Annotated in this window: 12 protein-coding genes and 1 pseudogene; 8 read left to right on the top strand and 5 right to left on the bottom strand. The window is 63.5% G+C overall.

The genetic code is table 11. From position 1 onward, the window contains the following. Positions 1-9: 9 nt before the first annotated feature. A pseudogene (locus E8E78_RS05050) lies at positions 10-773 on the bottom strand (Fic family protein). 37 nt (positions 774-810) lie between these two features. Between E8E78_RS05050 and E8E78_RS05045 the strand changes: the two are divergent. The 5 genes from E8E78_RS05045 to E8E78_RS05025 all read left to right on the top strand — a co-directional run bounded on the left by E8E78_RS05045 (position 811) and on the right by E8E78_RS05025 (position 5,864). After that, positions 811-978 carry a hypothetical protein gene (locus E8E78_RS05045; RefSeq protein ID WP_155403391.1) on the top strand — a complete coding sequence of 56 codons (168 nt, stop codon included), beginning with the start codon at positions 811-813 and terminating at the stop codon, positions 976-978. A 25-nt stretch (positions 979-1,003) separates the two neighbouring features. Further along, positions 1,004-1,393, top strand: coding sequence for a nuclear transport factor 2 family protein (locus E8E78_RS05040; RefSeq protein WP_016501521.1), 390 nt, complete (start codon positions 1,004-1,006; stop codon positions 1,391-1,393). A 93-nt stretch (positions 1,394-1,486) separates the two neighbouring features. Then, positions 1,487-2,986: a cytosine permease gene (locus E8E78_RS05035; protein WP_049274646.1), complete on the top strand. Its 1,500-nt coding sequence runs from the start codon at positions 1,487-1,489 to the stop codon at positions 2,984-2,986. A gap of 13 nt (positions 2,987-2,999) precedes the next feature. Further along, positions 3,000-4,430, top strand: a complete 1,431-nt coding sequence (locus E8E78_RS05030; protein WP_061202951.1) for an aldehyde dehydrogenase family protein — start codon at positions 3,000-3,002, stop codon at positions 4,428-4,430. Between the two features lie 216 nt (positions 4,431-4,646). Further along, positions 4,647-5,864, top strand: a complete 1,218-nt coding sequence (locus E8E78_RS05025) for a DUF3422 domain-containing protein (protein ID WP_049278074.1) — start codon at positions 4,647-4,649, stop codon at positions 5,862-5,864. Between the two features lie 132 nt (positions 5,865-5,996). On the opposite strand, the gene E8E78_RS05020 is transcribed toward E8E78_RS05025, so the two are convergent. From E8E78_RS05020 to E8E78_RS05010, 3 genes are all read right to left on the bottom strand, one after another. Beyond that, positions 5,997-8,408 carry a DUF3772 domain-containing protein gene (locus E8E78_RS05020; protein ID WP_084967469.1) on the bottom strand — a complete coding sequence of 804 codons (2,412 nt, stop codon included), beginning with the start codon at positions 8,406-8,408 and terminating at the stop codon, positions 5,997-5,999. Between the two features lie 56 nt (positions 8,409-8,464). Continuing rightward, positions 8,465-9,517, bottom strand: coding sequence for a bifunctional DNA-binding transcriptional regulator/O6-methylguanine-DNA methyltransferase Ada (gene ada / locus E8E78_RS05015; protein ID WP_049278070.1), 1,053 nt, complete (start codon positions 9,515-9,517; stop codon positions 8,465-8,467). A gap of 230 nt (positions 9,518-9,747) precedes the next feature. Beyond that, the gene (locus tag E8E78_RS05010) at positions 9,748-10,374 is read right to left on the bottom strand and encodes a DNA-3-methyladenine glycosylase (RefSeq protein WP_049278068.1); all 627 of its coding nucleotides are present in this window, start codon (positions 10,372-10,374) and stop codon (positions 9,748-9,750) included. A gap of 171 nt (positions 10,375-10,545) precedes the next feature. Between E8E78_RS05010 and E8E78_RS05005 the strand changes: the two genes are divergently transcribed. Together E8E78_RS05005 and E8E78_RS05000 are read left to right on the top strand one after the other, a co-directional pair. Then, positions 10,546-11,061, top strand: coding sequence for a sigma-70 family RNA polymerase sigma factor (locus tag E8E78_RS05005; protein ID WP_019471006.1), 516 nt, complete (start codon positions 10,546-10,548; stop codon positions 11,059-11,061). After that, a complete protein-coding gene (locus E8E78_RS05000) occupies positions 11,048-12,004 on the top strand; it encodes a FecR domain-containing protein (RefSeq protein ID WP_084967468.1) in 957 nt (318 codons plus the stop codon). The genes E8E78_RS05005 and E8E78_RS05000 overlap by 14 nt, the downstream gene beginning before the upstream one ends. An 8-nt stretch (positions 12,005-12,012) precedes the next feature. Here the strand turns inward: E8E78_RS05000 and E8E78_RS04995 are convergent, their stop codons facing one another. Beyond that, on the bottom strand, positions 12,013-13,170 hold the full coding sequence (locus E8E78_RS04995; RefSeq protein WP_063423705.1) for an MFS transporter: 1,158 nt from the start codon (positions 13,168-13,170) through the stop codon (positions 12,013-12,015). Between the two features lie 594 nt (positions 13,171-13,764). Between E8E78_RS04995 and E8E78_RS04990 the strand changes: the two genes are divergently transcribed. Further along, positions 13,765-14,760, top strand: a complete 996-nt coding sequence (locus E8E78_RS04990) for an IS110 family transposase (RefSeq protein ID WP_016497900.1) — start codon at positions 13,765-13,767, stop codon at positions 14,758-14,760. Positions 14,761-14,780: the final 20 nt, after the last annotated feature.

Below are 14,780 nucleotides of genomic sequence, written 5' to 3'. Positions count from 1 at the left end.
GGACGTAGCCTACTTTGCAACCCGACGATACTGCTGCTTGGGACTACGAGGTGAATCGGGATCTGTCATTTCGATCAAGCCAGCAGCCAAGGCCGGGTGCAAATAACTCTTACGGAATGTGGCACGGTGCGAGAGGCCCAGCTGATGCATGAGATCACTTGCCTTCAAAGCAACACCAGCGGGCAGCACCTTGAGAAGATTTGCTACTTGGTCGGTTACTTGGTCGGTTACTTGGTCGCTCTCTTTGGCTTCTACAAGCGCACTTAGCAACGCTTCAAGCATGTACTCGACAAACGGGGTAGCTTCAGCAGCCTGGTCAGCCGCAGCCAGCGCAGCGTAGTAAGCGTCCTGCTGCTCACGGATAACAGTTTCGACCGGCAGGTATGCCATCGCTGGTCGCCACCGGCTAAGCAGCAGGGTTTGCCATAGCCGTCCCATGCGCCCGTTGCCGTCAGCAAACGGGTGGATGAATTCGAATTCGTAGTGGAATACACAGCTGGTAATCAGCGGATGCCAATCGTTGTTCGAGAGCCAATCCAGTAAATCGTGCACCAGTGTCGCCACCCGGCTGGCCGGTGGTGCCATATGTAACAGGCGAGAACCCCGATAAATCCCCACACCACCGCGCCTGTAACGCCCAGCGTCGTCTATCAGGCCATGCATCTAAGCGCTGCATTGCGATAGGCAGTCAATAACCCCACTTGCTCGCTGACTTCGGCAACCAGAGCCAGAATCCGGGGGGTCACCGTCAGCGGTGGTTGGTAATTGCTCATTGCCTGCAACCTGAAGGGGTGGTGAACGACGCCGGCCATGGAAGGGATCGTCCAAATGCTGGATGCCACAGCTGCAGACACCTTAGTCGACACATTACGCGAGGGTAAAGGAAGCATTGCCATCACTTCACAAATTCCTGAACTGATTATTTGCCTCCAGCGATTTGTTCCCTCGCCAACCATCACCAGAATCGCTTCACCATAATCACAAAAACCGTGAGGCCACTCCCGTGGACCAGACCCTTCAGGTGCGCCAAGCCGCCGCCAACCTCGTTGCCGCGTTCGCCAGCAACGACACCGCCCGCTATTTCGCCTGTTTCAGCGAAGACGCCACGTTCCTCTTCCACACCTTGCCGCAACCGCTGCTGTCGCGCCGTGCCTACGAAGACCTCTGGGCGCAGTGGCAGGCCGAAGGTTTTGCCGTGCTTGCTTGCGAGTCGGGCAATGCCCACGTGAGCCTGCAAGGTGACGTGGCGATCTTCATGCACGATGTGGCCACGCATATCCGCATCGCCGGCGAGGAACACCAGTTGAGCGAACGCGAGACCATCGTCTTCCGCCACCAGGGTGACCAGTGGCTGGCCTGCCATGAGCACCTGTCGGTCGTCTCGCCGGCCTGATCACCTTTTTACGCGGCCCTGCCGCCCTGCCATCGCACCCACAAGAAGGCCCGCGCACGCGCAGGCCCACAACAACCGCGCTGGAGCATCACCATGAGCCACTCGACCGGTATCGAGACCAACGGTGTCGAACAGATCCCCGACGATCAACGCGACGCCTCCCCGCTGGACCTGTTCCGCCTGATTTTCGGCGGCGCCAATACCTTCGCCACCGCCGTGCTGGGCAGCTTCCCCGTGCTGTTCGGGCTGTCGTTCCAGGCGGGTGTGTGGGCCATTCTGCTCGGCGTTGGCGTGGGCGCGCTGATTCTTGCGCCGATGGGTTTGTTCGGTGCGCTTAACGGCACCAACAACGCCGTGTCGTCGGGCGCACACTTTGGCGTGCACGGGCGTATCGTCGGCTCGTTCCTGTCGCTGCTCACGGCGGTGGCGTTCTTCTCGCTGTCGGTGTGGAGCTCGGGCGATGCCCTGGTCGGCGGCGCCAAGCGCCTGGCCGGCCTGCCGGAAACCGACCTCACCCTGGGCCTGGCCTACGGCCTGTTCGCGGTGCTGGTACTGGTGGTGTGCATCTTCGGCTTCCGCTTCATGCTGTGGGTCAACAAGATTGCCGTGTGGGCTTCAAGCCTGCTGTTCCTGCTGGGCATCGTTGCCTTTGCCGGGCCGTTCGACGCCAGCTACGCAGGTAGCGTCAACCACGGCCAGGCGGGCTTCTGGGCGGCGTTCGTCGGCGCAGCGATCCTGGCCATGAGCAACCCGGTGTCGTTCGGCGCCTTCCTGGGCGACTGGTCGCGCTATATCCCGCGTGCAACACCCAAGACGCGCATCATGCTGGCGGTGATTGCCGCCCAGGGCGCAACGCTGATTCCGTTCCTGTTCGGCCTGTGCACCGCCACCTTGGTCGCGACTCAGGCACCGGACTACATTGCCGCCAACAACTATGTGGGTGGCCTGCTGGCGGTGGCGCCAAGCTGGTTCTTCCTGCCGGTGTGCCTGATTGCGGTGATCGGCGGCATGTCCACCGGCACCACTGCGCTGTATGGCACCGGCTTGGACATGTCCAGCGTGTTCCCGCGCCTGCTCAGCCGCGCCGGCGCCACGCTGCTGATCGGCGTGCTGGCGATCGGCTTCATCTTCGTCGGCCGTTTCACCTTCAACCTGGTGCAGAGCGTGTCGACCTTTGCGGTACTCATCATCACCTGCACCAGCCCGTGGATGGTGATCATGATCCTCGGCCTGATCACTCGCCGCGGCTTCTACCACGCCGATGACCTGCAGGTATTCACCCGCGGCCAGCGTGGCGGCCATTACTGGTTCCTGCATGGCTGGAACTGGCGCGGCATGGGGGCGTGGCTCCCCAGCGCGGCGGTCGGCCTGTGTTTCGTCAACCTGCCGGGGCAGTTCGTCGGCCCGCTGGGCGACCTGGCTGGCGGCATCGACCTGAGCCTGCCGGTCACCCTGGGGCTGGCCGGCGTGTTGTACCTGGTACTGCTCAACCTGTTCCCTGAACCTGCTGGCGTGTATGGCCCCCGGGGCCCGCGTTGGGTGCGTTGCAAAAGCACCGCGCACACGCCTGTGACCACTGCCGAAATGGCCTGACTGGAAACCGACCATGACCAATTCCCACTACATCGCCGGCCGCTGGGTCGAAGGCCAAGGCAGCGACTGCATCAGCGTCAACGACCCTGCGCTGGGGCAACCGTTCGCCGAGTTCATGGCTGCCAGCGTGGCCCAGGTCGACCAGGCCGTAACCGCTGCCCGCAGCGCCCTGCCCTCCTGGAAAACCACCAGCGCCAGCGAACGCGCGGCCTACCTGCGCGGCTTTGCCGAACAGCTCGGGCAACGCCGCGAAGCGTTGATCACCTTGCAAATGCGCAACAACGGCAAGCCGCGCCACGAAGCCGAGATCGACCTGGACGACGCCATCGCCACCTTCGGCTACTACGCCGAGCTGGCCGAGCAACTGCCTGCCAAGAATCGCGACGTGCCACTGGCCGCCCCAGGCTTCACCGCGCGCACTCGCCTTGAGCCGGTGGGTGTGGTCGGCCTGATCGTGCCGTGGAACTTCCCGCTGGTGACCAGCGCCTGGAAGCTAGCCCCGGCGCTGGCTGCCGGCTGCACCGTGGTGCTCAAGCCATCGGAAGTCACCCCGCTGATCGAACAGGCCTACGGCCAGATCGCCGACGCCCTGGGCCTGCCGGCCGGGGTGCTGAACATCGTCAACGGCAAGGCCGAGACCGGCGCCGCACTGAGCAACCACAACGGCCTGGACAAACTGTCGTTCACCGGCAGCAACAGCGTCGGCAGCCAGGTAATGCGCAGCGCGTCGGCACAGTGCCGGCCGGTGACGCTGGAGCTGGGCGGCAAGTCGGCCATCGTGGTGTTTGACGATTGCGATGTCGACCAGGCGGTCGAGTGGATTGTCGCCGGTATCAGCTGGAACGCGGGGCAGATGTGTTCGGCCACCTCGCGGCTGCTGGTGCAGGACGGTATTGCCGATGCGCTGCTGCCACGCTTGCAGGCGGCACTGGAAAACCTGCGGGTTGGCAACCCGCTGACCGAAGAGGTCGACATGGGCCCGCTGACCAGCCAGGCCCAGTGGCTGAAGGTGGCCGGCTACTTTGCCACGGCGCGGGAAGAAGGCTTGCAGTGCCTGGCCGGTGGCAAGGCGTTGGACCGCGACGGCTGGTTCGTCAGCCCTACGCTGTATACCGATGTGCCGAAACACAGCCGCCTGTGGACCGAGGAAATCTTTGGCCCGGTGCTGTGCGCACGCCGGTTTGCCAGTGAAGAGCAGGCGATTGCCGAGGCCAATGACAGCCGCTTCGGGCTGGTGGCGACCGTGTGCTCTGCCGATTTGCAACGCGCCGAGCGTGTGGCCGATGCGCTGGAGGTTGGCCATGTGTGGATCAACTCGGTGCAGGCGGTGTTCGTCGAAACCTCGTGGGGCGGTACCAAGGGTAGTGGCATCGGCCGCGAGCTGGGGCCTTGGGGCTTGTCCGCCTACCAATCGGTCAAGCATGTGACCCGGTGTTTGGGCTGAATTATCAGGGGCCGCTTTGCGGCCCTTTCGCAGGCAAGCCAGCTCCCACCAGTACGGCGCTGTCGTTGAAAGTTGCGCTGTACCTGTGGGAGCGGGTTTACCCGCGAAGAGGCCGGCACAGGCAGAACAAAACTCCGCCCCGCGTGACTTTCCCCGCCCGCTGCAAAGTCCCACCTCCTGGTACCCCAACAATCACAACACCAGGCCGGACCACCCATGCACCCTCAACGCACCGCCTTGCACAACGAATTGCACGCCCGCCCGTCGCTTTACTTCGACGGCCCTGCGCATGTCTTCCACCTGGCCTTGCTCGGCGGTGATGCTGCCTGTGCAGCGCTGCTGCAACGCTGCTGCCCGGAGGCCCTGGACACCGCTGCCGCCCAAGGCATTACCCGCCTGGATGGCCACCCGTTCAAGTGGGAACGGCACACCGAGTTCTTCACCCTGACACTGGTGGTGCCGTGCGCTGCCACCGACACCGAATGGCGGCCCCTGCCTCCCGTGCTGGCCGAAGCCATCGCCCCACAGGCGGCGCAGGTGATCAACGCCGTGCAGGTGCTGGTGCGTGACGAACAGGGGCTTGAGCTGCCTCGCTACGGTTTCAAAGACCCGTGCGGCTCGTGCGTTGGCGGGGGCGATGCTGTGGTGTGGAGCGATTTCCGCCTGACCGAAGATGGCACCAACCGTTTCCTGTTCATCAACCGCCGCCTCAATGCCTACCGCCAGGGCCGAATGATCCGCCGTCTGCTGGAAATCGAGACGTACCGCATGATGGCCTCGCTGACCCTGGCCACGGCCAAGGCCCTGAGCCAAGAACTGGACACCTTCGACAAGACGTTGGTCAGCCTCTCGGAGCGCAGTGCCGGGGGGGACGGCCATGACTCCAAAGGGCTGCTGGACGCCATTGCCCACTTGTCACGCCAGGTGGTCAGCCACACGGTAAAAACCCGCCACCGCTTCGGCGCCACCCAAGCCTATGCGCAACTGGTGTTCGAACGCCTGGGCGAGCTGCGGGAAAGCCATGTAGGCGACTGCCAGCGCCTGGGGGTGTTCATCGAGCGTCGGTTCAAGCCGACTGTGCGCTATTGCGCGGCGACCGAGCAGCGGCTGGAGCAATTGGCGAAGAACGTGGCAAACCTGGGCGACCTGTTGCAGGCGCGTGTTCAGGTAGAAATGGAAGAACAGAACGCCGAGATCCTGCGCAGCCTCAATGCCCGGGCCGACGCCCAGGTGAAAATTCAGCGGGCGGTGGAGGGGCTGTCGATCATTGCCATCACCTACTACCTGCTGAATTTGTTCAAGCTGCTGTATGGCGGGCTTAATGTGCTGGGGTTGGGGCTGACGGCGCGGGATGGGTTGCTGGCCATGGCGCCGCCGGTGCTGCTGGTATTGTTGGTGATTCTGCTGAGGATCAAGCAGGCCAAGCAGCATTGAATTCGGGGGCGCTACGCGCCCCTTTCGCGGCACAAGGCCGCTCCTACAAGGGATCGCGTACCCTGATAGCGTTCGCATTCCCTGTAGGAGCGGCCTTGTGCCGCGAAAGGGCTGCGCAGCAGCCCCCGCTCATTACACCGACTCGTCAGCGGGGCGCGTACCCTCTTGCACCAGCACCATGCTCTGCGGCGAAGACAGCGGAATGCCTTCATCACGCAGGCGACCAAGAATGGTGAACAGCAGGTCGCTACGAGTGCCTGACACCTGCCGCGGCCCCGCCACGTAACCACTGACGCCAATCACCATGCCACTGGCCGTCAGGTCCTTGAACGACACCGAAGTGGCGGGCGCATCCAGAATCGCCTCATGCTCGTGGTACGCCGCCAGCAGCAACTCGCGTACCCGGTTGGCATCGGTCTCCAGTGGTAGGGTCAGGGTAATGCCGACCACGCCCAGCGCATTGCCCATGGTCACGTTGCGCACGTTCTGCGAAATGAACTGCGAATTGGGCACGATCACCGTCGAGCGGTCGGACATCTGGATTTCGGTGGCACGCACATTGATGCGGCGGATATCACCCTCGACGCCCGCCAGGCTGACCCAGTCGCCCACCTTGACGGGGCGCTCGGTGAGCAGGATCAGGCCGGAGATGAAGTTCTGCACGATCTGCTGCAGACCAAAACCGATACCTACCGACAGGGCACTGACTACCCAGGTGAGGCTGGTGAGGTTGATGCGCAGGGTCGACATGACCAGCATGGCCAGGAACAGGAAGCCCAGGTAACCGACCAGGGTCACCAGCGAGGCGCGCATGCCGGCGTCCATGTCGGTTTCCGGCAGCAGGCGTTCACTCAGCCAGCGCTTGACTACGCGAATGGCGAACAGGCCACCGAAGAAAATCGCCAGGGCCAGCAGGATGTCCTGCGGCACGATGTTGAGGTTGCCAAGCAGCTTGCCGCCGGTGCCGTCCCAGTCGCCCAGGCTCATCAGCAGCTCGCTGGGGCTGGTGCCCGACGGCATCAGCGCAAGCAACAGTGCCAGGAACAGCACGATGGTACGGCCGATGCCGGCCAGGATGGTGCTGGCCTGCGCCTGGTGGCGAGGCGCCAGGCCCAAGGTTGAGGCCAGCGCCAAACCACCTGGCTGACGTGGCGACAGCAAGGTTTCGCACAGGTCACCGAAGAAGGTGGTCAGCAAGTACGCACAGGTGACCACCAGGCTGACCCATAGCAATTTGGCGGTGAGGAAGTAGGCGAGCGTCAGGTAGCCGGCGAGCAGAGCCAGCAAGATCAGCGTCAGCCAGATGACCATCACGAACGGGATAAGCCCGGCGAGGCCCGTGGGGCGCTCCAGGTCATGCTTGCGCAAGGTTCGGCGATAACGCAGCAGCGCGCCGGCAAAGATGAATGCCACGACCAGCGCGGTGAGGCCATTGACCGCCACGGTCAACGCCAGGCTGGCGCCGATGACGCTGTTGATGCGCTCCATGGTCATCATCACCATCAGCGCCAAGGCCAGTACCTTGGGGAACCAACCGAGCGCACTGGCAACTTCGTCATGCATCGGCGGCAGGCGCCAGGACGGGCGCTGCAGCATCAGCATGGCGCGGCCCAGGCCGGTGATGAAGGCGCTGAACACCACCAGGGTGAGAATGTGGTTGACCAGGCTGGCGATATCCGAGCCCAGCTCGGCGCTGCTCTCCAGCCCCCAGCGCAGCAGCGATACAGAGCCGGCAATGGTACCCAGGGTTGCCAGGCTGACGCCCAGGGCCAAGGCGCTGCGGCGCAAGCGGCCCTCGGGCAACCAGCCGACCATGGCACTGGCCAGCAGGCGCTCGAGCACGCGCCGCACCAAGGTCCAGACCAGAATCGCCGCCACCAGGCTGGTAATGAACAGCCAGCGGTTTTCGGCGCTGAAGGCACTACCGATGGCGTCGGCCGCCTCGCCGCGCAGGTCACGCAGACGCGCCACGTCGTCCTGAGTGGGGCGGATGATGCTCTGCCAGAACGCCGGGGTCAGTGGCGAGGCCGCACGGCTGGTGATTTGCGAGTTGAACTGGCTACGGCGCAGGTTGACGATTTGCGTGGAAAGGTCGCGGGCCGACTGATTCAGCTTGGTGGCCTGGTCCTGCTGGGCTACCAGCGCTTTTTTTTCGGCCTCCAGCGCTTTGCGCTGCTGGGTCAGGGTGGCGGCTTCGTCCGGCTGCACCGGGCCGATGACCTTGAGCTTGTCCTCGAGCTTTTCTATGTCGGCGGTGCGCTGTGCACTCAATGCATCCGCCTGGCGCTGAACCTGCATCGCCGCCAGGCGCAACTGCGACAGCAAGTCGTCGTTGGCCTCACTGGTGACGCCCTGGCGGATCAGGTCCAGCCGGTCGCTCAGCTGTTCGATGCTGGCGTTTTCATCCAGCGCTGGCGCTTCGGCAGCCGCAAGATTGGACAATGGCGTGGCCGGGGCCGACCAAGCCGGGCTGGCAATAACCAGCATCAGGGCCAGCAGGGCCATCAGGCCTGGGCAATAACGGGCAAGGCTCACACGCCTCATCGAAGTTTCCTCTTTACAACTCGATTTGGCGGGGGATTCTACGCGGCTTCAGGCAATCAGGAGAGTGCCGTCTCTCGCTTCAGGAGTTGCTGTTTGCGCTCGACACCCCAACGGTAGCCACTGATGTCGCCGTCCCGGCGCACCACCCGATGGCAGGGGATGGCCACCGCGATGTGGTTGGCCGCGCAGGCCATGGCCACCGCGCGCACCGCTTTGGGCGCACCGATACGCTCGGCAATATCGGTGTAGCTGACCCGGCTGCCGGCCGGCACCTCGCGCAACGCCTGCCACACCCGCTCCTGAAACGCCGTACCTTGCACATCCAACGGCAGCGCCAGGCCCAACGCCGGGGCTTCGACAAAGCCCACCACTTCGGCGACCAACTGTTCGTAGGCGCTATCGCCACCGATCAGGCGGGCCTTAGGGAACTGGTCTTGCAGGTCGTGCAGCAGGCCCTCAGGGTCGTCGCCTAGCAAAATCGCGCAAATGCCCTTCTCGCTCTGGGCCACCAGGATGGCCCCCAGCGAACACTGGCCGAGGGCAAAGTGGATGGTGGCCCCTGCGCCGCCGGCACGGTACTGCCGGGGGCGCATGCCCAGGCGCTGATCGGCGCTTTCGTAGAAGCGGCTGTTGGAGTTGAAGCCGGCATCGTAGATGGCGTCGGTGACTGAACGCTGGCCATCTTCCAGGTGCTCACGCAGGCGGCGGGCACGGAAGGCGGTGGCATAGGCCTTGGGAGTAACGCCGGTTTCGGCCTTGAACAGGCGGTGCAGGTGGAAGGGGCTTACGGCCAGTTGCGCACTGAGCTGGTCGAGGCTGGGCGCAGGGTCGATGGTTTCGATCAGGCGGCAGGCGCGGGTGACCAGTTGGCTGTGGCGGGTGGTGCTGGCCTTGCTGATACAACGCTTGCAGGCACGGTAACCCGCCGCTTCGGCGGCAGCGGGGGTGTCGTAGAACTCGACATTGGTGCGCTTGGCCATGCGTGATTTGCAGCCGGGGTGGCAGTAGACACCGGTGGTGCGGACGGCGTAGACGAAGTGGCCCGTAGCGGTGGAGTCGCGGGACTCCACGGCTTGCCAGCGTTGGTCGGGGGTGATGTAGAGATTCATGGGTTAGCATCCAGATAAGTTGTCGCCTGTACCGGCCCTTTCGCGGGTAAACCCGCTCCCACAGGGACTGCACAAGGCTCGAGCATTGGGCAGTCCCTGTGAGTTACCTGTACTGGCCTCTTCGCGGGCATGCCCGCTCCCACAGGGACTGCAGAAGGCTCGAACCCGGCAGAGGTACCTGTGGGAGCGGGTTCACCCGCGAAGGGGCCCGTTCAGGCGCTGCAAAAACCTCAGGCCCGCCACAGGTACCAGGCCGCCACGGTTCGAAACGGCCGCCAGCCGCCGCCCAGCGAGCGCATCTGCGCAGGTGTCGGCGCCTTGTCCAGCCCCTTCAGCCGTCGGTACCCCTCGCGCACGCCAAAATCGTCCACCGGCAGAATGTCCGAACGCTCCAGGCTATAGATCAGCAGCATCTCCACCGTCCATCGCCCTACCCCGCGCAAGGCTACCAGGCGTTCGATCAGGGCTTCGTCGGCCATGGCCAATGCCTCTTCCCGCGTCGGCACCAAGCCTTCCAGCCGTGCCTGGGCAATGCCTTGCACCGTGGCCATCTTGCTTGCCGAGAACCCACAGGCGCGCAGGGTTTCCGGGCTGACCGTCAGCAACTGCTGTGGCGTCGGGAACGCATCCCCCGGGAACAATGCCAGCAACCGGCCAAGGATCGCTTCGGCAGCCCGGGCATGCAGTTGCTGGTAGGCAATCGCCCGCACCAGCGCTTCGTAAGGCTCACGCCCCGGCGTGGCCTGGTGCAGGCAGGGCCCGGTTGCAGCAATGTGCCGCGACCAGTCCGGGTCGAGCGCTGCCAAATATCGAGTGGCCTCGCAATAGGCCTCGGGTGAAAGGTCGGCCAGAATCATGGCGCCTCCAACAGGTTGAATGCAGGCCCAGCTTAGCTCAGCCGTTCATCGGCTAAACCCCGCTTCTTGCGCGGCTAATTCCTGGCATACCATTGCCCTGCGTCACATTCCCCGCATAGAATTGAGAACTATTCACAATCGCACAGTTCACAGGGCAAGGCCTTCGCTACGATGCAGATCAACGACACGCTCAAGCCGACCGAGGTCGCTCTGCTCTACCAGGCCCACCATAGCTGGCTGCGCGGCTGGTTGCGCAACCGGGTAGGTTGCAGCGAGCATGCCGCCGACCTGGCTCAGGATACCTTCGTGCGGCTGCTGCGGGCCCGCCAGGCTTCACCACTGAAAGAGCCACGCGCCTATCTCAGCAGCATCGCCCGTGGCCTGATGATCGACCAGTTCCGCCGTCGTGCACTGGAACACGCCTACCAGCAAAGCCTGGCCCACCTGCCCGAAGCCGAGGTACCCAGCGAAGAGCACCGCCTGGTCATTCTCGATGCCCTAGGCCGCCTCGACCGTGCCCTGCACCAGCTCAAGCCGCGTGTTCGCCAGGCGTTTCTGCTGGCTCAACTGGACGGCTTGAGCATCGTGCAGATTGCTCAGCAGCTGGAAGTGTCGCGGGCCACCGTCGAGCGCGACCTGGCCAAAGCCCTGGGCGTCTGCTACCGGTTACGTTATGCCGATGCATGAGCCCGCGCCAGCGCAGGCGCAGGTCGACCAAGCCATCGACTGGCTGGTGAAGCTGCGCTTCGACCGCCCCAGCCCACGTACCGAGCAGCAATTCCAGCACTGGCTGGCCAGCCACCCGCACAACCCCCTGGCCTGGCAACGGGTCAGCCAACTGGGCGACGAACTGGCCGGGCTGCCCAAGGACCTGAGCCGGCGCACCCTGGACGGCAGCCAGCGCCAGCGCAGCAGCCGCCGTGACCACCTCAAGTTACTGAGCCTGCTGGCCGTGGGCGGCAGCCTGGGCTGGGCCACGCGCGAACCTCTGGGCCTGCCGCAACTGCTGGCCGACAGCAGCACCGCCACGGGTGAACGGCGCCAGTGGCAAGTCAGCGATGGCAGCCATATACAGCTCAACACTGCCAGCGCCATCGACCTGCATTACAGCGCCGAGCAACGCCAGTTGGAACTGGTACGTGGCGAGGTCAGCCTGGACAGCAACCCCAACGATACCCGTCCGTTCTACATCGACACCCGCATCGGCCCGCTGACCACCCTCAACGGCCAGTTGCTGCTGCGTGAAAACAACCAAGGCCTGCTGCTGGCAGTGCGACGTGGTGAAGTTACGCTGTTTCCCACGTCGGCCTCACCGCGTCAGGTGCATTCGGGCGAAACGGTACAGGTTGGGGCCAATGGCAGTGTCCACGCGGTGGCGCTGCACAGCGACCCTTGGGGCTGGACCGACGGCGTGCTCAGCGTGCAGCAGATGCCACTGGGCGAGTTTGTCGCAGAGCTCGCCCGCTACCGCCCGGGCCTGTTGCGCTGCGCCCCTGAGGTGGCGAACTTGAAGGTGTCAGGCACCTATCAGTTGGCCGATACCGCTCAGATCCTGCAGTTGCTCACCCGCAGCCTGCCGGTGCGTGTCGACTACAAAACGCGCTACTGGGTAAGCATTGGCGCAGCCTGAAAAGCACATCACTCCGCCACGGCGCGCATCCGGCCCGCGCGTCGGTACGATTGCCGGGCAAAACACACGAACAACCCGGCCATCAGCGCCAGCGCCATGGGCAGGCCATGCGGGGCCACATCCATCGCCGCACCACTCACCAGCGGGCCGATCAAGCTACCAACGCCCCACAACAACCCCACGCTGGCATTGGCAGTGACAAGATCCTGGCCTTTGAAACGTTGCCCGATCAGCACCAACGCCAGGGTATAAATGCCCCCCGCAACCGCGCCCAGCACCACCAGCAGCGGCCACAGCAGCCAGGTCATGTTCAGCAGCCACGGCAGGCCGATGCCAATCGACATCGCCACCAACCCGCACACCAGGTGCAGCCCGGTGCGCTCCACCCGGTCGGCCAGCCAGCCCAACGGCAGCTGGAACAGCATGTCGCCGGCAAACACCACCGTCACCATCAGCGCCGCCACGCCCACGGCAAAGCCATGGCTGGTGGCGTACACCGGCAACAGCGACAGCACCACGGCATCGAAGAACGAGAAGAACAGCACCGCCACGCACAACGCCGGTGCCACGCGGAAGAAGCCGGCCAGGCCGAAGCTCTTGTCGCCCTCTTCATGTTCCACATGGTCATTGGGAACGGTCAGCACGATGCACAGCAACGCCAGGCCATAGCAGGCGGTGACCACTCCGGTGATCCACGGGCTGTTGGCCCCCAGCACCGCGAGCATGGCCGGGCCCAGCACCTGGAAGCCGGTAAAGCTGGTGGCATAAAGGGCCATGATCTTGCCGCGATTGTGCTCAGGGCAAAGCTCGTTGACCCACGACTCGCCGAGGATGATCGCGATACCCATGCCCAGCCCCAGGCCCAGGCGCAGCAGCGCCAGCAACCACATCGAGCCGAAGGCCGATTCGAGCAGGGCGATGCTGACGGTGCACAGGCTGAAACTCAGCAGGTAGATGGTGCGCCGGGTGAGGTGGCGGCAGCAGGCGTCGACCAGAAACGCCGAGAGCATCATGCCCGCAGCGGGGATGGCCGAGATGATGCCGATTTCCAGGGTACTGGCGCCGGCCTCATGCAGGCGCAACGACACCAGCGGCAGGCTGGCCCCCAGGCTGAAACCCACGACAGAAACGGCGAACAACAGGCCCGCCAGCAAACGCATGTTCATGTACCACTCCTTGCAAACCAGAAAGACGTGCAGACACAGGCGCGCACGCCGGGGGGCGAGCGACGCAAAAGCGCAGATCAGTTCAGGCGAGGTGTGGCGAGAAGGTGAAGGCAAACAGCACGCTGCGGCGACGCTTGAGTACCGTATCGCTCGGCCACGCACGACGCAGGGCCTGGAGGGCAGGCTGGCGGGCATGTGGGAGGGACGGGTTACGGCGCATTGCTTTGGCTACTACGCAGGTGGTGGGTAAAAAGAGGCGGCACTCTAGCCACCTCAAGGGAGGTAGTCAATCGCCCAGGGGCCTCTACGAGGCCCATTCGCAGCACAAGGCTGCTCCTTGTATGTTGTGCCTAGCCTGATGAGAGAGGTTATTCTCGTCAGGCTATAGAAGCACTTCCGGGGAGGCCGATCGCTCCTGAAGGCAGGGTTTGCCCCTGACCTTGTCTGTAGAGAGGCCCCCCGCCTCATTGCCCACTACGAAGAGTATCGAGAAGCCGACAAGTCGGACTTCGCATTACAAGGTTGCAGCGGCATGAAGTTCGAGGTCGGGGAACCGGAGGCCATTGTTACCTAACTCGCTTGGGAGTGGGAAGAATGAATGTCTGTGTGGGCCTGGATATTGGTTCTCGTACGTCGATCGTTGGGGTGCGTAAAGATGGGCGTCCCGCTGGACAGTGGGATATCGCTCAAACCCCTGCTGGTCGTAAGGCAGCGGTGAAAAAGCTGCAGGCGCTCAAGCCCAAGTCGATCGTGATGGAGGCGACCGGAATCTATTACCTGGACCTGGCCCTTGAGCTGCATGCTGCGGACCTTCCTGTTTCGGTGATCAACCCCAAGAGCTTCCATAATTTCGCCAAGCTGATGCTGGTGAACAGTAAAACTGACTCGATAGATGCTCAGTTGCTGTCCGAGTACGGTGAACGTATGACACCGCGCTTGTGGACACCGCCAAGCTCCGTACAGCTTGAGCTGAGGGCTCTTGGCCGGCACATCAATCGTCTGGTCGGGCACCGCACCAGGGCGAAGAATGAGCTGCATGCATTGCAGGCGACCGCTACGACCGTGTCGATGCTGATCGAAGATCAAGAGGAAGCGATTGCCACTTTGGACAATCGCATTGAGCGTTTCCGCAAAGCCGGACGTGAGTTGATCGCTCAGTGTCCGACGCTTAACCGGCAGTACAAGCAGTTACTAGCGGGCCCGGGAATGGGAGAAGTCTCGGCACTTGCTGCCTTGGCTGAGCTGACCACCCTTCCTCAAATGCTCAAGTCCTCTCAGGTCGCTCGTCATGCTGGTCTAGATGTTCGACAGACACAGTCGGGGACAAGCATTGATAAACCTGGTCGGCTCGGCAAAAGCGGGAATGCCTATTTACGGGCGGCCATGTACATGCCGGCGCTGACGGCGGTGCGCTGCGATCCTTACGCGAAGGCCTTTTATGAATCGCTGGTCAGCAGGGGGAAGAAAAAAATGCAAGCGATCGCCGCTGTCATGCGCAAGTACCTGACAGGCATATGGGCATGCATGCGCGGCGATGAACCATTTGATACGGCCAAGCTTTTCAGCTCTGAACACCTTAGAAAAGCTTGACCGCCAACAGAGTATCTACA

The organism is Pseudomonas sp. BN505 (genome assembly GCF_029873175.1).
Classification (GTDB): Bacteria; Pseudomonadota; Gammaproteobacteria; order Pseudomonadales; family Pseudomonadaceae; genus Aquipseudomonas; species Aquipseudomonas putida.
Note: the sequence above shows the minus strand (reverse complement) of the source record. Positions and strands in the feature narration are given on the sequence as shown.